Annotated in this window: 18 protein-coding genes; 9 read left to right on the top strand and 9 right to left on the bottom strand. The window is 37.0% G+C overall.

Translation table 11 applies throughout. The features are described 5' to 3' along the window. Positions 1-37: 37 nt before the first annotated feature. The 3 genes from ACTJKN_RS16860 (at position 38) to ACTJKN_RS16870 (ending at position 6057) form a co-directional block, all read left to right on the top strand. The gene (locus ACTJKN_RS16860; protein WP_440826813.1) at positions 38-1039 is read left to right on the top strand and encodes a PorP/SprF family type IX secretion system membrane protein; all 1002 of its coding nucleotides are present in this window, start codon (positions 38-40) and stop codon (positions 1037-1039) included. Positions 1040-1047: 8 nt separating this feature from the next. Further along, on the top strand, positions 1048-3048 hold the full coding sequence (locus tag ACTJKN_RS16865; protein WP_440826815.1) for an OmpA family protein: 2001 nt from the start codon (positions 1048-1050) through the stop codon (positions 3046-3048). A 210-nt stretch (positions 3049-3258) separates the two neighbouring features. Next, on the top strand, positions 3259-6057 hold the full coding sequence (locus tag ACTJKN_RS16870) for a thiopeptide-type bacteriocin biosynthesis protein (RefSeq protein WP_440826817.1): 2799 nt from the start codon (positions 3259-3261) through the stop codon (positions 6055-6057). Here the strand turns inward: ACTJKN_RS16870 and ACTJKN_RS16875 are convergent. After that, positions 6054-7169 (bottom strand): sensor histidine kinase, encoded by a 1116-nt coding sequence (locus ACTJKN_RS16875; RefSeq protein WP_440826818.1) that lies wholly within the window; start codon positions 7167-7169, stop codon positions 6054-6056. The two genes, ACTJKN_RS16870 and ACTJKN_RS16875, sit on opposite strands and share 4 nt — an antisense overlap. 146 nt (positions 7170-7315) lie before the next feature. Here ACTJKN_RS16875 and ACTJKN_RS16880 point away from each other — a divergent pair, with 146 nt between their 5' ends. Both ACTJKN_RS16880 and ACTJKN_RS16885 read left to right on the top strand, forming a co-directional pair. Then, a complete protein-coding gene (locus tag ACTJKN_RS16880) occupies positions 7316-7465 on the top strand; it encodes a hypothetical protein (protein ID WP_440826820.1) in 150 nt (49 codons plus the stop codon). Positions 7466-7517: 52 nt separating this feature from the next. After that, the gene (locus tag ACTJKN_RS16885) at positions 7518-7658 is read left to right on the top strand and encodes a hypothetical protein (protein WP_440826822.1); all 141 of its coding nucleotides are present in this window, start codon (positions 7518-7520) and stop codon (positions 7656-7658) included. A gap of 49 nt (positions 7659-7707) precedes the next feature. Here ACTJKN_RS16885 and ACTJKN_RS16890 read toward each other — a convergent pair whose 3' ends face one another. Further along, positions 7708-8451: a LytR/AlgR family response regulator transcription factor gene (locus ACTJKN_RS16890; RefSeq protein WP_440826823.1), complete on the bottom strand. Its 744-nt coding sequence runs from the start codon at positions 8449-8451 to the stop codon at positions 7708-7710. 378 nt (positions 8452-8829) lie between these two features. On the opposite strand from ACTJKN_RS16890, the gene ACTJKN_RS16895 reads away from it, so the two are divergent. Both ACTJKN_RS16895 and ACTJKN_RS16900 read left to right on the top strand, forming a co-directional pair. Next, positions 8830-9204 carry a hypothetical protein gene (locus ACTJKN_RS16895; RefSeq protein WP_440826824.1) on the top strand — a complete coding sequence of 125 codons (375 nt, stop codon included), beginning with the start codon at positions 8830-8832 and terminating at the stop codon, positions 9202-9204. Between the two features lie 21 nt (positions 9205-9225). Then, positions 9226-9720 (top strand): type I restriction enzyme HsdR N-terminal domain-containing protein, encoded by a 495-nt coding sequence (locus tag ACTJKN_RS16900; protein WP_057933126.1) that lies wholly within the window; start codon positions 9226-9228, stop codon positions 9718-9720. A 146-nt stretch (positions 9721-9866) separates the two neighbouring features. Here ACTJKN_RS16900 and htpG read toward each other — a convergent pair whose 3' ends face one another. From htpG to ACTJKN_RS16930, 6 genes are all read right to left on the bottom strand, one after another. Continuing rightward, positions 9867-11753 (bottom strand): molecular chaperone HtpG, encoded by a 1887-nt coding sequence (gene htpG / locus ACTJKN_RS16905; RefSeq protein WP_440826825.1) that lies wholly within the window; start codon positions 11751-11753, stop codon positions 9867-9869. Between the two features lie 841 nt (positions 11754-12594). Further along, on the bottom strand, positions 12595-12987 hold the full coding sequence (locus ACTJKN_RS16910; protein WP_230144492.1) for a response regulator: 393 nt from the start codon (positions 12985-12987) through the stop codon (positions 12595-12597). Between the two features lie 116 nt (positions 12988-13103). Next, on the bottom strand, positions 13104-13967 hold the full coding sequence (locus ACTJKN_RS16915) for an N-acetylglucosamine kinase (protein WP_440826827.1): 864 nt from the start codon (positions 13965-13967) through the stop codon (positions 13104-13106). Between the two features lie 17 nt (positions 13968-13984). Continuing rightward, positions 13985-15295: a TolC family protein gene (locus ACTJKN_RS16920; RefSeq protein ID WP_440826829.1), complete on the bottom strand. Its 1311-nt coding sequence runs from the start codon at positions 15293-15295 to the stop codon at positions 13985-13987. 1 nt (position 15296) lies between these two features. Beyond that, positions 15297-18407 (bottom strand): efflux RND transporter permease subunit, encoded by a 3111-nt coding sequence (locus ACTJKN_RS16925; RefSeq protein WP_440826831.1) that lies wholly within the window; start codon positions 18405-18407, stop codon positions 15297-15299. A 2-nt stretch (positions 18408-18409) separates the two neighbouring features. Then, positions 18410-19507 carry an efflux RND transporter periplasmic adaptor subunit gene (locus tag ACTJKN_RS16930; protein ID WP_440826833.1) on the bottom strand — a complete coding sequence of 366 codons (1098 nt, stop codon included), beginning with the start codon at positions 19505-19507 and terminating at the stop codon, positions 18410-18412. A gap of 427 nt (positions 19508-19934) precedes the next feature. On the opposite strand from ACTJKN_RS16930, the gene ACTJKN_RS16935 reads away from it, so the two are divergent. Both ACTJKN_RS16935 and ACTJKN_RS16940 read left to right on the top strand, forming a co-directional pair. Beyond that, positions 19935-21713, top strand: a complete 1779-nt coding sequence (locus ACTJKN_RS16935; RefSeq protein WP_440826835.1) for a M61 family metallopeptidase — start codon at positions 19935-19937, stop codon at positions 21711-21713. A 120-nt stretch (positions 21714-21833) separates the two neighbouring features. After that, on the top strand, positions 21834-22271 hold the full coding sequence (locus ACTJKN_RS16940) for a hypothetical protein (RefSeq protein ID WP_440826837.1): 438 nt from the start codon (positions 21834-21836) through the stop codon (positions 22269-22271). A 126-nt stretch (positions 22272-22397) separates the two neighbouring features. Here the strand turns inward: ACTJKN_RS16940 and ACTJKN_RS16945 are convergent, their stop codons facing one another. Then, positions 22398-22862 carry a hypothetical protein gene (locus ACTJKN_RS16945; protein ID WP_057933119.1) on the bottom strand — a complete coding sequence of 155 codons (465 nt, stop codon included), beginning with the start codon at positions 22860-22862 and terminating at the stop codon, positions 22398-22400. Between the last annotated feature and the right edge of the window lie 132 nt (positions 22863-22994).

Consider the following 22994-nt stretch of genomic DNA (forward strand, 5'->3'; position numbering starts at 1 on the left):
GAAGAGGATTAATAATAAACAGATAAAATCAAAGACCATGAAAATACTATCGGCTTTAAAAATATATGTTGCAGTGCTAGGATTGCTGCTGTGTACAGCTAAGTCCTTTGCACAAACTGATCCGCATTTTTCACAATATTATGCAAATCCGTTATACCTTAACCCGGCCTTAACCGGGGTAATAGACGGCGATTACCGGGCAACTGTAAACTTTAAACAACAATGGAGTGCACTAAACAGTTCTTTTTTAACGGGCGGTGCATCTTTTGATATGGCGCCGAAAAAGAACTTCGCGTTTGGTGCAACCATTTTAAACCAAAGGGCAGGGGAGTTAGATTTTAACTACCTGTCTGCGCTGGTATCGGGTTCGTACCGTTTAAGGTTTGGTGCTGAAGGTTTACAGATGGTGAGTTTCGGCTTGCAAGCTGGTATCATTAACCGCAGTTTCGATTTTTCTCAAGCTAGATTTGGTAACCAGTTTAATCCGATTTCAGGTTATGATGGTGGTATGATGAGCGGCGAAACACTTTCATCTCAATCTTCTTTGGTCCCTGATGTAAATGCAGGTATCATGTATTTTGATGGTAACCCTAACAAAAACGTAAACGTTTTCTTAGGCGCAAGTGCCGCACACTTAACCCGCCCTATGGATCGTTTCTCTGGTTCAAATTCACGTATCCCAGTTCGTTTTACTGCACATGGCGGTGCACGGATCAAGGCTTCAGAGTTATTAGATATTGTACCTAATGCATTGTTTATGTACCAGGGTAACACAAACGAGGTATCGTTAGGTGCTTATGCACAGCTTAATGTTAATCCATCAGCAAACATTCTGTTTGGTGGTAACTACCGTAATAAAGATGCTGCAATTGCCTTTGTTGGCCTACAGTTAAAGAATATGGTTTTCGGGTTAAGTTACGATATTAATACCTCTACTTTCAACCGCGCTTCTAACAGTAACGGTGGTTTAGAGCTTTCGATATCCTTAATTGGCCGTAACGGTCTTATTGGTCCAAACTTCTTTTGTCCACGTTTATAATTAATCAAATGAAAAAAATATTACTCTTTTTGTTAGTGGCATTTGGCGGTTTTGCAAACGCACAGTATGTGGTGAATTATAAAAAGGTTGCAGATACTTATTTCGAAAATAAGGACTACTATGCAGCATCTACTTTTTATAAAAAAGCCTTAAAAATTACTGGAGATAGTACCCAGGCCATTTTACCGTACGGTATGGAAAGAAAATCAGCGACTGATGATAAAGTGATAGACGATTATGAAGGATCGATTTATAACCTTGCAGAATCTAGTAGGTTGTATAGAGAATTTAACGAGGCTGAAAAATATTATGCCATAGCGATCACCTTTACCAATACACGTTTTAGAAAGGCGCTATTTTATTATGCAGAAAGCTTAAGGGCAAATAAAAAATTTAACCTTGCTATCGATGCTTTTCAGCAGTTTATCCAAAAAAATCCTGGTGATGCTTTGGTAAAAGACGCCCAAAAGGAAATAGAATCGTGCAAATTTGCGATTGAAGAAATGCGTTTTCCACGCATGGTACAGGTTAAAAAAGTACCTGGTAATGTAAATGGTTTAGGCTCTAATTATGCGCCTGTTAAAATCAACAACGAGCTGTATTTTACTTCATCCCGTCCGGTTGCTGTAGGTAGTAAAAAAGACATGGTTAAAACAGCTGCCGGAGAAGTTCAGGTATCTACTAAAACCAATCCATTCCTTAATAATATTTATGCAGCTAAGGGCGAATTAACTTTGGCTGATATTGCAGTGAAAAAAATCGATATCAGTCTCCCTAAAAACATGGAAGTTGCTGCGGCTACTTTTACTCCTGATGGAAATACAGTGTACTTTACGGGCTGGAAGGATAAAGAAAAATATGCCATTTATTCTTCAAAAAAAACAGGTGATAAATGGGCAGACCCACTACCGGTTGGTTTACAGGTAAACAGTAAAGATTTTAATTCAACCCAACCATTTGTAACCAGCGACGGTAAATTCCTGCTTTTCTCATCTGATAGAAGCGGTGGTTATGGTAAGTACGATCTTTGGTATTGTACCGTTCGTGAAGATGGATCTTTAGGTCAGGCAGTGAACTTTGGCCCAACCATTAATACTGAAGATGATGAACGTGCACCATACTACAACCCATCAACCAAAAAGTTATTGTTCAGTACCGATGGTAGAGTAGGTTTTGGTGGTCTCGATTTCTTTGAATCAGAAGGTGATCTTGTGGATTGGACCAAGCCAAAAAATGCTGGTTATCCGTTTAACTCATCAAAAGATGATCTTTACTTCACTGCAACAGATGATAAGGGAACAAAGGGATATATCAGTTCTGATCGCGAATCATCATGCTGCTTAGAGGTATTTGAAGTGAAAAAAGAATACTTCTCAATCGCAGGTATTTTAACTGACTGTAAAACTAAATTGCCGTTAGCAGGGGCAAATGTAACGCTTACCAATGTAGAAGGTGCTCAGAAAATTACCACAGGTACTGATGGTATATATAAGTTTAAAGTAGATTCGAAAAGACCAATCAAATTGCTTTTTGCGAAAGATAATTATTTCGCAATTACTAAAAACTATCCTTACGAAGAATTGGCAAAAGCAGATACCTTGATTTATAAAGATTATTGCTTAAGTCCTTTCAAATTAGGTATCCCTATGGCTTTGGATAACGTTTATTATGAATTTAACAGTGCCGAATTAACTGAGCCTTCTAAAAAAGTGTTAGACTTCCTGATCCCGATTATGGAAGATAATCCAGAAATGGAAATCGAGTTGGGTTCTCATACCGATAACATTGGAACAGATGAGTATAACTTAGATCTATCGAACAGAAGAGCTAAATCTTGCACAGATTATTTAGAAAGTAAAGGAATTGCCGCTGCCAGAATGACTTCTAAAGGTTATGGAGAATCAATGCCGATTGCACCAAACGAAATCGTAGTGAAACGCAAGAAAAAAGATAATCCGGAAGGAAGAGCAAAAAACAGAAGAACAGAATTTAAAGTAACCAAAAAATAAAATACAATTAACGTCCCGGTAAGCCATCTTCCTAAAAGAAGATGGCTTTTTGGTTTATATTAAGTTGGTCGGGGATTTGTAACCAGACCTATGTGCCCCTGAATTTTAATGCAATATTAAAGGATTGTGCGTATGGAACTGCAAACTGAAACTGTCAATTGATAACTTTTTAAATTAATCTTTGTAATTTTCGCTCACCATTTAAATTCAATGAAACTTAATATCCAACCAACCGTAATTTTTAGAACACCTAAATTTTCATATCAATCTGAACTTGCAGATTGCTGGGAGGAATTAAAAGCGGCAATAGCAATATCTTCTGCAACATTTTACGAAACCATAAAAGAAGTAAAGGCAAACGAACTAAAGGATCTTCCACCTAAAGTTTATTTTACCATTTGGAAATATTTTAACCGTTCGAAATTCCGGTCAACACCATATGGTACTTTTGCCGGTTTTAGTTTGTTAAGCAATGCCATTAAATCATCAGAAAGTAGAATAGTAGTTGAAGAAACCCAAAAGGTACGCGAACTGGTTGATTGGCCTTATAAGAATAATATTCAATTGCCATTGGCAGAAGTACTGCGAAAGAACTGCCTCATATTTAGTAATAGCAGTTATTATTTAACACCAAACAGTATCCGGTATATAGCCTGTACCGATGGTGTTTTTGAACTGGCTGAGTTAGATCAAGACGACTTTGTAAAGCAAATATTAGCTGCTTGCTTAATACCGATTAGGCTTAACGATCTGGCAAAACAATTAAATTTAAATGACGCTGAAACCGAAAACCTGTTTGGCTTGCTGCAGGATATGCACGATTTACAGCTTATTTTCACCAATTACGATCCCAATATTATAGGGGATGATTATTTCGAACGTTTAGGGCTCACCGCTACGGCTGAGTTGCCAAAATATCTTATCGCGCAACGCACAGTTTTATCGGGCGGTATTAATGAACGTTTGTTTCAGGCTATTCCAGGTTTGATCAATATGCTCCATGGTGTGATGCCCGTAAAAGATCGTGATGCCCTTAGCCAGTTTCAGATCAGGTTTAAAAAGAAATTTGAAGATCAGGAAGTACCATTATTACTGGCACTGGATCCAGAAATGGGTGTAGGCTACGATGAGCTGGAACAAGCTGGTCAAAACAGCGAGTTTATCACACGTTTCAATACAAAGCCGCCGAAAAAAGCGGAGGTAGAAAATATTAAAACGGCGTTAAAAACCTTCCTGACGGAACAAAACTTCGAAAAAGGTAAAACTGTTTATCTGAATAAACTTACCTTAACGCCGAATCAGAAATTAGCGGCCTTACCCAATTCATTTAGCATGGTAATGTCTGTTCATAACGATTTGATTTTTATCGAACAGATAGGTGGAGCAACATCAAATGCATTAAGTGGAAGATTTACAATGGCAGCCGATGATGTAACACAATATGCCAAAGACATTGCGGGTGCAGAACAACAAGCAAACCCCGAGGTTCTATTTTTTGATGTGGCTTATATGGTAGAGGCCAACGTAGATAATGTAAACAGGCGAAAACTGATTTACGGGCATCAATTATCAATCTTAAATTTTGATACCTCATCATCGCCACTTGCCTTAAATGATATACAGATTTCAATTCGGGGCACAGAGATTATTCTTCGCTCTAAGCATTTAAATAAACGGCTCGTACCAAGAATGGCTTCTGCTTACAACTACATCCGTTCAGATCTTTCTGTATTTAGGTTACTGTGCGATTTGCAATATCAAGGCTTACAAACAAATCTTTCCTTTCCACTTGATACTGTTTTCCCTGATTTGGATTATTATCCAAGGTTACAATATCAAAATATAGTTTTAAGCAGTAATAAATGGAGAATTAAAAAAGAAGCCATTTTAGGTGCCGATCAAAAGCCGCTATCCGTTGCCAACTGTAGGTCATACCTGAAAAATTTAGGCGTTAGCGAATATTTTAAAGCAGGTATATCCGATCAAACATTATGCTTTGCACTACAAAATGACGATGATATAAATGCTTTTCTGCAATACCTGCAAAAACAGGGAAGTACTTACATAGAAGAAATGTTCCTGCCAGAAAACAGTATTGTGGTTGATGAAGCAACTAAACCCTATTTAGCTCAGTTTGTTTTAAGTATAGGTCATGGCGAACAAATTTATCGTGGTTTGGCTAAAACATCGGCAAATGCTGAGGTAACACGATTTTTCCTGCTGGGTAAAGAATGGTTGTATTTCGAAATATATTGCCACCAGCAACGCGGTGATCAGATTTTGACAGAAGTAATTGCACCCTTCATATCCACTCATACTGATCAGGTCAAATCGTGGTTTTTTATCCGCTACAATGAAAATGGAAACCACATCAGGTTTAGGGCTCAGCTAAACAATCCAGGGGATGGGCAGCTGTTAACATCAAAACTCATGGATGATCTGGAGTTGTTTTTAAATTCAGGTTTGGTGTCTGATGTACAGATTAAAACCTATAAACGTGAGTTAGAGCGTTATGGCAGCAACATGATCGAAGATGTTGAGCAGCATTTTGCTGTAGATAGTGAATTTGTATTATCGCTTTTACAAACTCAGACTGATGATTTCAACAAATATAAATTATGTAGTCTTTTGATTTCAAACATTATCGGGTCTAACATTATAGATAAGCTAGCCATCAATAAGACTGTGAGAATAATGTCTGATAGCTTTAATGAGGAACATCGATTAGATGCTGCTGATTTTAAACAATTAAACAGTCATTATCAGGAGTTTCGTAAAACAGAGTGGACGGCCTTAACAACCGCGCAGGAGCAGGCGTTCAATAAGTTTTCGGATTCGTTTATCAAAATTCTTAAACAATGTGCTCCTGAAAACGCATTAAAATTATTAACCGATTTAATGCATATGCACGTAAACAGACTTTTCAGCAAAGATCAGCGGACACATGAAATGGTTATGTATTATTTTCTGCTAAAAGATATCCAGCGTCAAAATGCAATGAAAGCTTAACGGTTTAACCTGGCCAAGGGGTTAACAACAGTTACATTTATTTCAGTAATATACCGGTTAAGCGGGTCTTTGTAATACCGGAATACATAATCATTGCCATAAAAATTACTAAGGCGCTTGCTAATATTGTCAATCCCAACATGATGGCTTTCTGCCTGTTTGCCCTTATTATCATTAATCATGTTTATGGTACGGATATTAAGATTGTCATTTTGGTAAGCAATTTTAATAAGGGCCTGTTGAGTAGAGTGTGAAACATTTCCATGCTTAAATATGTTTTCAACCAAAGTTAATAAGATAAGCGGTGGAAATCTTAATCCGAACATATCGCCCGTTACCTCAAGTTCCAGATTAATTGTATTAGCCGTTCGGAGTTTATGGAGATTGATCAGGTGTTCAATTTGCTCAATTTCTTCACTTAGTGGAACCATTTCTGATGCTTCAGGACGTTTTAGTGCATAACGCATCATTTCGGCCAGATTCATAATTGCATCTGCCGCCATGGGTGCCTTTTTGCGGGCGTCGTTATAAATAAAGTTTAAAGTGTTAAATAGAAAGTGCGGATTGATCTGGCTCCGTAGATAATTGTTTTGCGATTGCACCAGGTTGTTCTCTAGTGCCTGTTTCTCTATCTGGGTAACCAGGTTTTGTCTTTCAAGCGCTTCTACCTTCTTTTGATCCTGAAATGATTTGATGATATAAACATAGCCCGTAGAATAACCAACAAATAATATTGAACGATAGATGCAAGGTAATATGAACTCCCGATCAAAGGATCTTGATGGATTTTCTTCAATTAAACCTATTTTTTCAAATAAGATAATAAGAAGAAATGTAGAAACTACGTATGCAAAAATCATAACAACAAGAAGTGCCGTAATCTTCAAAATTTTTATGGGATTAGATCCCGTATTTATCATTTTTTTTAGTAAAAAACCATAGGTGTAAAATGTTAAAATATTAACAATGTAAACCAGTAGATAAGCTCCGGGTTCTCTGAAACTACGCGTTGCTAAACCAAGAATAAATACCTCATAAATGATGTAAAGACTCCATACCAATAAGTGAAACTTGTACTTTTCGTAGAATTTTTTTATATGTAAAAAGTTCATTTTTTTCTTTTTAATCTATTGAAATAGGGTTTTTATCTTACAAAAGTAGGTGTTTGTGTAAAAAAGTGGCTGGGTCTGATTTTGAGGTGCATCTTTACAGAAAATTAATAATAACGATAACAATAAGAATTTAAATACAATATATTATGAAAACTCAACACACAAATACTTCAGCTAAACTTTCTAAAAAAACTGTTTTTGTTTATAAAAACATCAAAGCTCAAAACAACTATCAAACTAACCCAACAGGAGATCAAAGTCACACAGTAATGACAAGTTTCATCATGGAATTTTAATTTCATAATTAATTTATTTTAATAAGTTATCCTCATATTTAATAATTATACTATGAAAACTCAAAATACTCCGAAACTTTCTAAAAAAACTGTTTTTGTTTATAAAAACATCAAAGTTCAAAACAACTATCAAACTAATCCAACAGGAGATCAAAGCCATACGGTAATGACAAGTTTCATTATGGAATTTTAGTCTCCGAACTAATCTACTATCTAAAATGAGAGAAAGGATGTGGTTCTAATTACTGGTTCCGGTTCGATTTAAGTAAACTGCTCTGTACATAGGCGAAGAAAGTTTCTTTATAACCTTCACCAATTTGGATCATTTCATTATTTACCAAACGGATTATATTTCCATCTACTTTTTTAATTGCCGCTTTAGCAACAATGTTCGATTTATTAACACGGATAAATGCGTGGTTTTCTAAGGCCTTTTCAATTTCCTTGAGTGTTAGGTAGGTAGTGTGGGTTTCAGATTTAGTAATAATCTGTATATAATTCTGTAGCGCTTTGATGTAAAGTATTTCATCAATGGCGATGTTAGAAAAAGCATATTTATGGTCGCCTTTTATATAAAGGGCAGCCACCTGATCAGCTTCTTTCGTACTAACCTTGGTATTATTTGCTTCCTTTTTTAAAATCCGATCAATACCTAGTGCAAATTTTGCAAAGGAAATGGGTTTTAATAAGTACTGATCTGATTGTACATCAAATGCCTGCAGGGCATAATCAGGATGAGCAGTAGTGAAAATCAAATATTTTGCTTTTTCTCTGATATTTTTAGCCAGTTCCAATCCATTGATTCCTGGCATATCAATATCCATAAACAATAAATCAATTTCGTCCTCAATACTGATCTCAGTAAGTGCTTGGACAGGGCTGGTAAAAGTTTTAAAAACTGTTAAACCAGGCATTTCTGCAATGTGGTCAGTTAACACTTCAATTGCATGTTGCTCGTCGTCTATAACAACGCATTTTAGATTCATGAGTATAAATATGTTTGTTTATTTGATTTGAATGCAAGTTAAATAAAAATGAATTGAATTAACAAATGCACTAAAAAAAACTTATCCCAGGTTTCGTCTAAAAAAAACACAGGTTTCGTGTAATATTCTGGGTGGTTGATGTAAAAAAATTAGCTAGCCCCCTTCTTTTTATAATCTTTATACTGTTTGCCAAAAACAAAATAATTAGTAGTGAAAACTATTAATTGTAAAAAACATCTGCCTGCCCAATCTTGTGTAGCCTGTAGATAATAAAATTAAAAACAGGCCATACAATACTGGGTTAAAGATCATTAAAAACCAAAAAACAAAAGTACCGAAAAGCAAAGAAACATTCCCCTACATCTACCAAGCCTCCACATGAAACACAACGAATACGAGTATTTACTTAATAAAATCTACTACAAGGGGATTCTGAAAAATCAAGGAATCAACGCAGATATGTACCAGAGAATGCAAAATGAATATAGCAATCTTGATGGACAAAACCTTGTTAAGGGCCAGTTAGATGGCGAATACGCATTCAGAAAATCTTTCCTGGTTGTACGTAACTACGTTCAGCAGGCAATAAAAGATGGTATGAAAAGTTTTCAATTCACCATGCGGGCAAATGATATCAATAAATTGACTTATATGATTGATATGTTAAACAGAAATTTTTTTGATAAACAAAGTTTAGATCAAATTATTATTACTGCAAACTCGGTATTTAATCAATACAATTTAAAAAACTAACTACCTAAAATAGATAACATCATGGAATTGAAAGACGAAATCGGGCAGTTTGCCGTAAGAATTAAGAAAATGCTTCCACAGGTTCAATCTGAAGATTTAACCAGGAATGCGTTAGTTATGCCTTTTATCCAAATCTTAGGATTTGATCCTTCTGAGGTTCAATCTGAAGCTGTTCTAGACTTCGGGGTTAAAAAAAGTAAAAAAGTTGATTACACCATTATGAAAGATGGCGAACCAACAATTTTGGTAGAATGTAAACACCATGCTGAAAATTTAGATATCCATGATTCACGCTTATCTAAGTATTTCCGTAAAACAAAAGCTAAATATGGTTTATTAACCAATGGTTTGGTATACCGCTTTTACACAGAGAAAATGGTGAGATCAAAGAAAAATCAAGAGCCATTGTTCGAATTTAAAATAACTGATACTAAAGCGGCTACGATTGCCAAAATGATCGAAGATCATAAAGATTACTTCAATGTAGATCAAAAGCAAGCACCAATAGCAAGCTAAACAATATTAATTTTAATCTAAGAGTTCCCGAAAATTCTTACCTAAGAGTCTTGATCTGATCAAGACTTTTTTTTATGCCCCTCGCAAAAGAAAAGGGGAGAAACCGATCCGATTTCTCCCCTTTAAATTATAACAGAATTTCCAGATTAAATTAATTCTACACTTCTGCTTACAAAAGCTGTTAATTCTGCACCAGTTAACATACCTTGTGCTAAAAGTGCTAAATCTACCGCTTGTTTAGCCAGGTTACGCTGCTCTTCTCCTTCAGCTTTTAAAATTTTACTTACCAATTTATGGTTTCCATTAATGGCAACCTTATAGTTGTCTGGCATTTGGCCATAAAAGCCCATTCCGCCACCCATTGCAGCCATATCTTTCATCCGGCGCATAAATTCATCCATCGTAATGGTAACTGGTAATTCTTCAGGATGTAAAGCCACAATTTCTACATGCATACCTGGTTTGGTAATGGCTTTTTCAAAAATAGCAGTTACTTCTTTTACCTGATCTTCTGTTAAAACATGCTCGTTCTGCTCATCTTTCTCAATTAATTTATCGGCGACACTCGAGTCAACACGTTTGATTGATGTTTTCTCTAGTTTTTGCTCCAATTGATTAATAAAGTGATTGTCGATTGGCGAATCCAATACTAAAACATCGTAATCTTTTTTATTGGCCGATTGGATAAATGCATCTTGTTTAGCAGCGTCATTGGTATATAAATAAACCACCGTGCCGTTTTTATCAGTTTGTAATGCGGTTACCTTCTCCTTATATTCAGGGAGTGTGAAAAGCTCATTTTTAGTGTTTCCAACTAAAGCAAAATCTTTGGTTTTATCATAAAACTTCTCTTCACTGATCATCCCGTATTTTACAAAAAGACCAATATCTTTCCATTTATCTTCATAAGCTTTACGGTCTTTAGCAAATAATTCACCTAATTTATCAGCAACCTTTTTAGTAATGTAGTTGTTGATCTTTTTAACGTTGCTGTCGGCCTGTAAGAAACTACGCGATACATTTAACGGAATGTCCGGAGAGTCGATTACACCGTGCAATAACATCAAAAACTCAGGAACAATATCTTTAACTTCATCGGTAATAAATACCTGGCGAGAGTACAATTTAATTTTGTTGCGCTGCATTTCGAAATCGTTTTTCAATTTAGGGAAATACAGTACGCCTGTTAAATTAAAAGGATAATCAACATTTAAGTGGATCCAGAATAATGGTTCTTCACTAAATGGATATAATTCGCGGTAAAAGCTTAAATAATCCTCGTCTGACAAATCTGCAGGAGCTTTTGTCCAGATCGGGTTGGTGGTGTTGATGATGTTATCAACCTCAACATCGTTATACTTTGCTTTACCTTCTTCATCTACGCCATCTTCAACCGATTCTGTTTTAGTACCAAACTTAATTGGAACAGGTAAAAATTTAGCGTATTTATCAAGAATTTCCTGCAGTTTACTTTCTTCCAAAAACTCTTCCGAGTCTTTGTTTACATGGAGGATAATATCAGTGCCACGTGTAGTTTTAGTGCCTTCAGTAATTTCAAATTCCGTACTGCCATCGCAAACCCAACGTGCAGGTTCAGCGCCATCCTGGTATGATAATGTTTGAATCTCAACTAAATCTGCAACCATAAAGGCCGAGTAGAAACCTAAACCGAATTTACCGATGATTTCATTGGCATCTTTAGCATCTTTAAATTTCTCTACAAACTCACTTGCGCCAGAAAAGGCAACCTGGTTAATGTATTTTTTAATCTCTTCCGCAGTCATCCCCAAACCATTATCGCTAATGGTAATGGTTTTTGCATCCTTATCAACCGCAACTTGCACCAATGGTTGACCAACTTCGCCATTAAACTGACCTAATGAACCTAGTCTTTTAATTTTCTGGACTGCATCTACTGCGTTAGAAACCAACTCACGAAGAAAAATTTCGTTATCAGAGTATAAAAACTTCTTAATTATCGGGAAGATATTCTCGGTATGTATGGAGATATTTCCTTTTTCTTGTATGCTCATATGTAAATAAATTGTTTAATCTATATCCTGCATAACAAGGGCTGTTCCAAAAGAATTTGTTTGCCAAAATGACAGCCGCGTGAGTCATCATTGCGAAGCCAATTTCTGATCCATACGCTGTGTCTCACGGGCCACTGGTTGTTTTTATTATTAGACAGTTTAAATAATGATTTGAAAAGCAAAGCCAGTACATCAATTAGTGTTAGTCCCGCTGTACCTGCTGCCCCGATGAAAACCTGTAAAACAAGCAAGTACATAATAGTATAATAAAAAAGCAGTGCTTAATCGGGGGCATTCGTGCCATCGGGTTTAGATCAGGTAGTACCGTGCCAGTAGGAGGGGTTTCCACGCATAGCGTCTATTCCATAGTCTGTATTTCCACTATGTTGTTAAAGTTTAATATAGTCGTTGTCTGTCTGAGCGGAGTCGAAGACCTTTTTTCCTCACGTAGCTAATTCGGTTCCATGGTCTGTGTCTCACTGACCACTAGTTGCTTTAATTACACAGTTATAATAATTTGGAAAGCAAAGTCAGTATTTCAATTAATGTTCGTCCCGCTGTACCTGCTGCCGATTGAAGGATCGGGCATTCGTGCCATCGGGTTTAGATCAGGTTGTGCTGTGCCAGTAGGAGGGGTTTCCACTCATAGCGCCTATTCCATAGCCTGTATTTCAATTCCGTGGTCTGTGTCCTCACAGACCACCGCTAATATTTTACCAAGCAAAGATTTTAACCTTGCTTCACTGGTAATATGATGTTGTTTTAAGATAGATTTTTATAAAAATAAAAGCCAAGAAGATTTAAAAATCCTCTTGGCTAAATATTTTAATGTTGGATTAACTTAATTTAAAAGAAAACTTGGTTTATCTTCTTCCAGTGAAAGAATTTTACTGATCTTTTTAAGCAATACATCCATTTGGAATGGTTTTGATAAGAAATCGTCCTGACCGTAGTTTAAGGTCGTAAAATCTTTTGGATCGTATAAACCAGAAATCAGTAAAATTGGAATTTTCGAGGTACTTTCAATTGATTTTAACTGCTCGCAAAGCACACGCCCATCGATATGCCCGAGAGAAATATCCAGTAAGATTAAATCAGGACTAAATTTTTCAATCCTGTTAAAGATTTCTTCACCATCATTTAGTGCCGAAACTTTAAATCCTCCGATTTCCAGTATTAATTGTATGGTTTCTAAAACCTCAATATCATCGTCTACTACCAGTATTCTCTTCATATGTGTTAGCATTTATATGCCGTTAAAAAATATAACAAAAGTTTATGTTGTTATGTTTACAATCTTAAGGATATTTTAACAATAAATTTATAGTAGCTAAAAATTAGACTTCGATTTTAACTCGCTTGTTGTACGATGCCTTCTTTATTTAAGATAAAATTAAATAACTCTTCGATAGGTTTCTGTAGTATTTTTCCAGGTTCAATGCCGTTTTCTAATAACACCGAAATTAATGTTTCCTGGTAATAATAAGCTATGGAGCCCACAAAATGGCATGGAACGTTTTTATGTTTAGGATAATCTTTAACATTCGTATCTACAAATTCCTGAAAGCCAGTTCTTAAAATATCCTGAATAAAGGGATGGTCTGTATGGCTGGCCATGAAACGGCTAAAACCTGCTAAATAGATATTAGGGAAAGGTTTTTGATATACATTGGTAATAATCTGTTCTTTTTCTGCCGGGAAAGATTTTTTAAATTCTGCCGCTAAGTTGGATGGCATTTTATTGTACATGTAGCTTAAAAGCACTTTTTTTCCAAAAAAAGTACCAGAACCTTCATCGCCAAGTACATAGCCTAAGCCATGGTGGCCATCGTGAATTTTCTTTCCATCGAAATAACAGATATTCGATCCGGTGCCTAAAATACAGTTTAAGCCTTCGGCATTTCCGCATGTAGCATATACCGAGCCCAGAAGATCGTGATCTACTGAAATAAAAGCATTGCCAAACACAGCTGACAGGCCATTTGAGACTACTTCATGTTTGTCGGGTGAAGAACAACCCGCTCCAAAAAAGTAGATTTCTTTTACCTCACTCGCATATTGTAATAAGGGTTCATTTTTAGAAATCAACTTGGTAATTTCTTGCTCACTTAAGAAATAAGGGTTTATTCCAGGAGTGTTAAATTTAATGGTTTCGCCATTATGATAGCCCATCCAATCGGTTTTTGATGAGCCACTATCTGCAACAAGTATCATGGGACTAAATATAAAAATTAATTAGATAAATTTATATTTCCACTGATTTCTTTCAGTGTTGTTTCGGCAATTTTGGCCTGATATTGCATTTCGATGAAACGGTTCTGTGCATCTATCGCATTTCGTTGTGCTTCTCTTAACTCTAAAGGAGCTATGCTGCCCAAACGGTATTTTGCCAAAGTAATATCCAGGTTTTCTTTTGCAATATCTACATTTCGTTGCTCTAATTTAATCAGATCAAGGTAGGTGCTGTAATTTTGATAGGCGGTAAGCAACTGTGCGTTTACATCAAGTTTGGTTTTGTTTAAATTCAGGATAGAATTGTCGATCTCGATCTTTGCATTGCGTTCTTGCTGACGCTGTAAAAAGCCATTAAATAAGTTAAGGCTTGCCGTAACCCCATAAGTGAATCCGTTTGCAGCAAACTTTTGGTTAAAGCCCGTAGGGCTGGTACTGTTCGCCCTGCTGTATCCGGAGTTTAAGCTGATAGAAGGATATCTTGCCCCACGTACTGATTTTAAGGTCAGGGAAGCGATCCGCTGATTGATGAAGGCGTTTTGTACATTCGGGTTCTGCTGCTCGGCCATTTCGGCCATTTTGCTAAAGAGGATACCTTTGTCTACACCAATGTTATTAACAACAGAAAACGAAGTGCCTATATCTCTTACCATCAGTTGGTTTAATCGAACTTTAGCTACCTGTAAGGCATTTTTAGTTTGTAGGTAATTTGAAGTATCGGTATTATAATCAACCTGTGCGGTTAATACATCCAGTTTAGAACCACGGCCAAGCTGCAGTTTTGTTTTGGCAATATTGGTGCGTAATACCGAAACATCCATAGCACTATCAGCTGCTATAACCAATTGCTGCTGTCTTACAATATCATAATAGGCGGTAATTACATCGGCTACAGTGGTTAAAATGGTTAAGCGTGCAGTTAATTCACCCTGTTTTTGCAGCTCTTTTAAGCGGTCGTAATTGGCGAACATACTAAAACCATCAAAAATGGTCCAGTTTAAATCGGCTCCATAACTGTTATTGGTACTTTTTGCTCCTGTAATTACCCGGTCAGGACCAGTCGCGGGAGTTTGGCGGGTGTTCTGGATACTTCCACCATTGGTATAACTTCCAGTTAAATTGGGCAGCATACCCGCATTGCCGATATTGGCATTGTTCTTTGCCATATCGATCTGGTTTTTACTGATTTTAATGTCGTAATTATTCTGTAAAGCAATGGTAAGGGCTTCCTGCAAGCTCAGCTGTTCTTGTGCAAAGCCCGAAAGGGATAAGCTTAGCAGTAGGATAAATATTTTTAATTTCTTGCTCATCTTATTCTTCTATATGTAAAGCTTCCTGTTCAAAACGATGGGCTTCTTTCAACTCTTTATTCGGTTTGTATGGTTTAGCCCAGTAAGAGTAAATGGCTGGGATTACAAATAAGGTTAAAACCAAAGAGAATAAGGTACCGCCAACAATTACGGTTCCCATACTCATTCTACTTTTTGCGGCAGCTCCTAAAGCCAATGCAATAGGTAGGGCACCAATGGCAATGGCCAAACTGGTCATTAAAATTGGGCGCAAACGCGAAACAGCAGCTTCACGAATGGCTTCGGGGATTGGAATACCTTTTTCTTTTAACTGGTTAGCAAACTCAACAATTAAAATACCATTTTTAGTTACCAGACCAATAAGCATAATGGTACCAATCTGGCTAAAGATATTCCAGCTTTGGCCACATAACCATAACGATAAAAATGCACCTGCAACCGCCATAGGTACGGTTAAAATGATAATAATCGGATCTTTGAAGCTCTCAAACTGCGCTGAAAGAATTAAATAAACCAATAGGAGGGCCAGGCCGAATGCAAAGAAGGTATTTGAAGAACTTTCTTGAAAATCCCGCGATTCTCCACTTAAATCAGTAGAGAAAGTTTCATCTAATACTTTTTTAGAAATGGCGTCCATGGCATCAATACCTTCACCAATACTTTTACCCGGTGCTAAACCCGCCGAAACAGTTGCTGCGATAAAACGGTTGTTCCTGTACAGTTGTGGCGGACTACTTTCTTCTTTAGCAGTAACCACATTGTCGAGCTGAACCAATTCGCCCTTATCATTACGTACGTAAACCGAGCTCAAATCTAATGGATCTTTCCGATCTCCACGATCGAACTGGCCAATTACCTGGTATTGTTTTCCATTCATAAAGAAATACGAGAACCTTTGACCACTTAAACCTAAATTTAAGGTTTGGGCAATAGCAGATATGGAAACGCCTAAATTTTTGGCTTTATCCCTGTCGATGGTTAAATTAATTTCAGGCTTGTTAAATTTCAGGTTCACATCCGAAACGGTGAATGTTGGGTCTTTCGATACGGCATCCATAAACAAAGGAATTTTCTCCCTTAATTTTTCGAAATTTTGTGCCTGGATGATATAACTGATCGGTAACCCTCCACGGCGACCAACTGAGATCGTTGGTTGTTGATTTACAATGGTTTTGCCCTCGGTATATTTCTTTGTAATGCGGGTAAGCATATCTGCAATGTCTTTTTGCGAACGCTCACGATCTTCAGGATCAGTTAAACCCATCCTTACAAAACCAGAGTTTACCGAGCCTGAGCCACCAAAACCTGGCGAGGTAATGGTAATGTTCACATTTTTTTCGGGAACAGAATCGAGAACCAATTGGTTCAGTTTCATTATAAACTTATCCGTATAGGTAAAAGATGCACCCTCTGGAGTAGTCGCATTAATGTTTATCGCACTTCTATCATCATACGGAGCGGTTTCTTTTGGTAAAATCTTCCAGAATAAGAAAATTAAGCCCATACAAACCAAAATGATTGGAACGGATAACCATCTTTTATCCAAAAATTTATTCAGGTTCGATTCGTAGGCATCATTTAATTTTACAAAATAGGGTTCGGTCCAATTGTAAAACCTGGATGGTTTATGTCCTCCTTTTTTCATCAGGTAGGCATTTAACATTGGTGTTAAAGTAAGCGATACAAAGGCCGAGACCAATACTGCTGCACCAATTACCACTCCGAACTCTCTAAACAAGCGGCCAACAAATCCCTGCAAGAAAATTACCGGTAAGAATACCGCTGCAAGGGTAATGGAGATCGAAATTACAGCAAAAAAGATTTCGTTCGATCCTTTTATGGCTGCCTCGAAAGGCGACATCCCTTCTTCTACCTTTTTAAAGATATTTTCGGTAACCACAATACCATCATCTACCACCAATCCCGTAGCGAGTACAATGGCCAGCAAGCTCAATACGTTAATTGAAAATCCGAAGGCGTACATGATAAAGAAAGTGAAAATCAATGATACCGGAATATCGATCAATGGTCTAAAGGCAATAGCCCAATCTCTAAAGAAAAGGTAAATGATCAAAATTACCAGTACCAATGATAAACCAATGGTCTCGGCAACTTCGGTTACCGAACGTTTGATAAATAGCGTATTGTCTAATGCAACTTTTAGCTTAATGTCTTGAGGGATATCGGCTTTTAACTTGTCAAAACGCTTGTAAAATTCTTTACTGATATCGAGGTAATTGGCTCCTGGCTGAGGGATAATGGCGATGGCCACCATCGGTCTGCCCGATTCGCGGAGAATGGTTTCCTCGTTTTCAGGCCCTAAAACGGCATAACCTACATCTTTTAATTTGATTACCTGGTTGCTATCTGTTTTCAGGATCAAGTTGTTAAACTCGCTTTCGTTGGTCAGTTTTCCTAAAGTTTTAACCGTTAGTTCGGTAGTAGCTCCAGTGATTTTTCCTGATGGAAGCTCTACGTTTTCATTATCTAAAGCGGTAACAATATCTTGTGAAGTTAAGCCGTACGCACTTAGTTTATTCGGATCCATCCAAATACGCATGGCATATTTCCTTTGCCCCTGGATCTGTACGCTACTTACACCCGGAATGGTTTGGATACGATCAGCAATTACGTTTTCAGCGAAATCACTTAACTCCAGTGTATTACGTTTATCGCTCTGGATGGTCATTGATAAAATCGGGTCAGAGTTTGCATCGGCCTTACTTACTACCGGTAAACCGTCAATATCTTTAGGTAAGGTACGGGCAGCCTGCGATACTTTATCACGCACATCATTCGCGGCTTCTTCTATATTTTTATCGAGGTTAAACTCTATGGTGATATTGCTTGTTCCCTGGTTGCTTGATGAAGAAATATTTCGGATACCATCAATTGAATTGATCGATTTTTCTAAAGGTTCGGTAATTTGTGATTCGATAATATCTGAGTTGGCACCAGGATAGGAAGTCCTTACCGAAACCACTGTTGGATCGATAGATGGATACTCGCGCACACCCAAAAAGGTATAGCCGATTATCCCGAAAAGGACAATCAATAAGTTCATCACAATGGCCAGAACCGGTCTTTTTATACTCGTGGTTGAGATGCTCATAATTATTGTTTAACCAAATGAACTTTTACAGGAGCATCTTTTTTTAGCGCCATCGATCCGGTAGTTAACACCGTATCGCCAGCTTTTAATCCCGAGGTAATTACAATATTTTCATCGGTACGCGTACCAGCTTCTACTTTAACCTCTTGTGCTTTTCCATCTTTTTGGATATAAACAATCTTACCTTTTAAAACAGGAACAACTGCTTCGTTAGGGATAAGAATAGCATTTTGAAGGGTGTTTAAAGCCAGTTTAATTTTTGCGAACGAGCCAGGTAATAAAAGATTATCGGTATTTGGAGCCAGAGCCCTGATCTGTAATGTTCTGGTTGCAGCGTTAATGCCAGGTTCGATAGCATAAACCTTTCCTTTATTCTCTTTAGAAGAACCATCAGTAGTAAAAGTAATTTCCGAATTCAGTTTAATCTGCCCAGCATATTTTTCAGGAACGGAAAATGTAATTTTAACCGGGTTCGTGCTCACCAAATTGGCAATTACGGTGGCCGGTGTTAAATATGTTCCAGCAGAAATACTACGTAAACCCACTCTACCTGTAAAAGGTGCGCGGATGGTCGTTTTAGCCAGTTGTGCCCTGATTAATTGTGCCTGCGCCTGCAACGATTTTAAGTCGGCTAGTGCTGTATCATATTCTTCCTGACTGATTGCTCCTTTGGCCAAAAGCTGTTTTGCCCGGTTCTCGTTTGTGCCCGAAAGTTTTTGCTTGGTTAGGGCATCCTGTAATTGTGCCTGGATATCTCTGTCGTTTACTTTTACCAGTACACTTCCTTTCGATACTGTTGTACCTTCTTGAAAATAGATACCTGTAACCAATCCTGATACTTCACTTTTTAATACAACAGATTCGTTTGCATCAATAGCACCAGTTACCTCCAGATCATTATCAAACGATACCGGTTTTACTATGATTCCGTCAACTACCAATGGTGCAGATGCGCCTCCTTTGCCACCAGCTTTACCTTTTCCTGCCCCGGCAGATGCTCCGCCTTTCCCTTCGAGTTTTTTATTTGCATTAATTCTGTAATAGACCAAATAAGCCAAGCCTATAGCTAAAACAGCATAGATAATATACCTTTTCTTCATGTTTCTTTTTGTGTCGTGCGCCTTCCGAACATTAAAATAAGATTAATATTCCAGAATTAGAGCGTAAAAATATTCAAATAGTTTAGTCCTAAATTTGTTGTATTAAGGATGTTACAGCTTTTCAGTTTGGAGTTGGCAGTTTTCAGTTTGGAGTGAATCTGCCTGAAAATACAATATAATTAGCCTTTATATCACCATAACCAAGTTAGAGATGAGAAAGCCAATCGATTTTTAGGGTTATATTGGCTAAAAAACCACTAACCATTAGTCATGAACCAATCTGACGGAAACAACTATTTTACACCACATTTAGCTATTTTGTTCCAAAACCCCGGCAATAAATCTAAATTTGCAACAAAACACAGTCAATATCAATATGTTTAACAAAAAATCAATTTTAAGTTTAGTTTTACTACTAACGTGTATTATGGCAGCGAAGGCGCAGGTAAAAATAGGCTTTGAGGTTTCTTTTAAAGAACCACAGGCACACTATGCTGAAGTTCAGATGAATATTTCTGGCTTGGCAAAAGATTATGTAGATGTAAAAATGCCTGTTTGGACACCAGGTTCTTATTTGGTTCGTGAGTTTGAAAAAAGTGTAGAAGAATTTAAGGCTACTGCAGCAGGTAAAACCGTAAAATTTGAAAAAGTAAGGAAAAACACCTGGAGAATTTTCTCTGCCAAGGCTGCCAATATCCAGATCAATTACCGTGTTTATGCATTCGAAATCTCGGTACGTACGCCTTTTATCGACGAATCTCATGCATTCTTATCTCCAACAGGGATTTTTATGCATCCTGATGGCATGATCAAATCGCCAAGTACTGTAAAAATTATTCCCTTTAATACCTGGAGTAAAGTTTCTACTGGTTTAACGCCTGTTGCCGGAGCGCAATTCACCTATAAAGCTAGCGATTTTGATATTCTTTACGATAGCCCTATTGAAGTGGGTAATCAGGATGTTTTCGAATTTACAGCTTCTGGCGTTCGTCACGAAGTAGCCATGTATGGCGGTAGTAATTACGATAAAGAGAAACTAAAAGTAGATATGGCTAAAATTGTAGAAAAAGAAACTGCAGTTTATGGCGAAAATCCCAATAAATATTACCTCTTCATTGTTCATAATTTCTTAAAAGGTGGGGGCGGTTTAGAGCATTTAAACTCTACCACTTTAGGTGCTACAAGAAATGCTTACAATACTGTAGAAGGTTATAAAGGCTTTTTAGGACTGGTAGCACATGAGTATCACCACCTTTGGAATGTTAAGCGTTTACGTCCGGTAGCATTAGGCCCTTTTGATTATGACAACGAAAACTACACGACCAATCTTTGGGTAGCAGAAGGATTTACTTCGTATTACGAAAATAAATACTTGCACAGAGCAGGTTTTACCGATGTAAACGAATTTTTGAAAGATCTGGCTGGCGGCGTGGCTACAGTTTTAAATACCCCTGGTGCTAAATATCAGTCGGCTGCTTCATCTAGTTATGATGCATGGATTATTGGCTACCGCCCGAATGAAAATTCAAAAAACAATTCCATCTCTTACTATAATAAAGGAGAAGTGATCGGTATTTTGATGGATCTCGAAATCATCAATGCCACCAAAGGTGCTAAAAGTTTAGATGATGTAATGAAAGCCATGTATCTGCAGTGCAAAACCTTAAAACGTGGTTATACCGATGCAGAGTTTAAAGCAATGGTTGAAAAAATATCAGGAATCAGCTTTACTAACTTTTGGGCGAAATATGTAAACGGTGTAGATGATGTAGACTATGTAAAATATTTCGCATATGCCGGTGTTGATGTTTCTACAGAAAATGCAACACCTGGTAAACCGGTTAGTGGCGCAGCAGTTCAATTGGCTACTAAAGGGCTAGAAGTAACTTCGGTTACCAGAAACTCAGCAGCTTGGGTAAGTGGTTTAAATGTTAACGATGTAATTGTACTGATTGATGGCTTATCATTAAGTGATGCACTGAAAAATGTGAAATTAAAAGAACCGAAATTTTCGCTGGATATTTTACCTGCCGTTGCTGATAAAAAAATTGGCGATCAGCTAACAGTTAAAGTAATCCGCGATGGGATTGAAAAAGAAATTTCTTTAAGCTTGAAAGAAAATCCAAGTGTACGCTTAAAGGCAACTGTAAACGAAAATGCAACACCAGCTCAAAAAGCAGTGTTAAAAAAATGGACAGGCATTTAGGCAGTTCGCAGTTAAAAGTTTTCAATTTGCAGTTAATATTTAAAAGTTCATAAAAAGATCCCGTAATAAATCTTACGGGATCTTTTTATTTAAGATATTTATTCAGTTACAAACCAGTATATGATAAAACATTTAGGATTTATACTATGTCTTTTAAGCTTTTCTTTTTTAAAGGATAAGCAAGGTTTTGTACAGCAAACTTCTTGTAAGGGCTATTACGATAAAGAATTGCACCTATTCGTGTATACAGATGTTGATGAAATGCCCGAATTCCCTGGAGGAATTGCTAACTTTTATAAGTTTATCTCTAAAGTACCATTAAAAGGAACAGATAAAGAGCCCTTGCAATCAGTTGTTTTTCCAACTTTTGTAATTGATGGTACTGGCCATGTTAAAAACATAGGCATTTATCAGAAAGTGGCTAAAAATTATACACAATTGGATCGTAACATGATAGAATTATTAAAGGCCTGTCCGAAATGGGAACCCGCACAGTGTAACCATAAAAAAGTAGCAATGAGCTATCGGACACGGGTTACTTTGTGTTATACTAATTAGGATATTAAATCCTAATTGGAACCTGTTTATATAAAAAAATCCCGTAAGATTAATTTCTTACGGGATTTTTTTATGCCTTTATACTTTAGCTTAGTCTTTCAGCGCTCAGCGCCAAACGCCCTCCGCTTAAAAAGTATATCTAAAGCCTAGGCCAAATCTTCCAGCGTTAAAATCACTATCGTTGTCGCCAATGTAAAGTCTTGGTCTCCAGTCTAAAGCTAATGCCAATGGTGCGCCAGAGAATTTATAATCTAAACCAACCATCGGAACAAGGTAAAAACTAGAACCACCATCATACAATTGAATCGACGGACCACCACCTAAATACCAGTCTAAACCTTTTGCACCCGGGATAGATGAATTGTATTGAAGAAATCCCTGGATAATAGTAGAGTTTCCACCAAATAAAACTTCACCTTGAAGAGCGGCTTTAGGGCTAAAGTGATGCCTAACTGAAGGACCAACCAATGTAGCACCATCACCAAAGTCAATACCTAAACCTAGTCCGGTTTTATAGTTTTGAGCTTTAACGTTTGTTGTAGTAAGGGCAAACAATGCAATGCATCCTAAAATTGTAAATAACTTTTTCATAATTTAAATGTTTTGTAAATAATTATCTGCCTAACAACTTTAATGCCGTTTATGTTTTTTTGGTAAAAATCCACAAGGATAAAAAACAATGCTTGCATAGTAATTTTGTAATCACTAAGTTTATTTAATATT

It is taken from the genome of Pedobacter sp. 22163 (genome assembly GCF_052045595.1).
GTDB lineage: Bacteria > Bacteroidota > Bacteroidia > Sphingobacteriales > Sphingobacteriaceae > Pedobacter.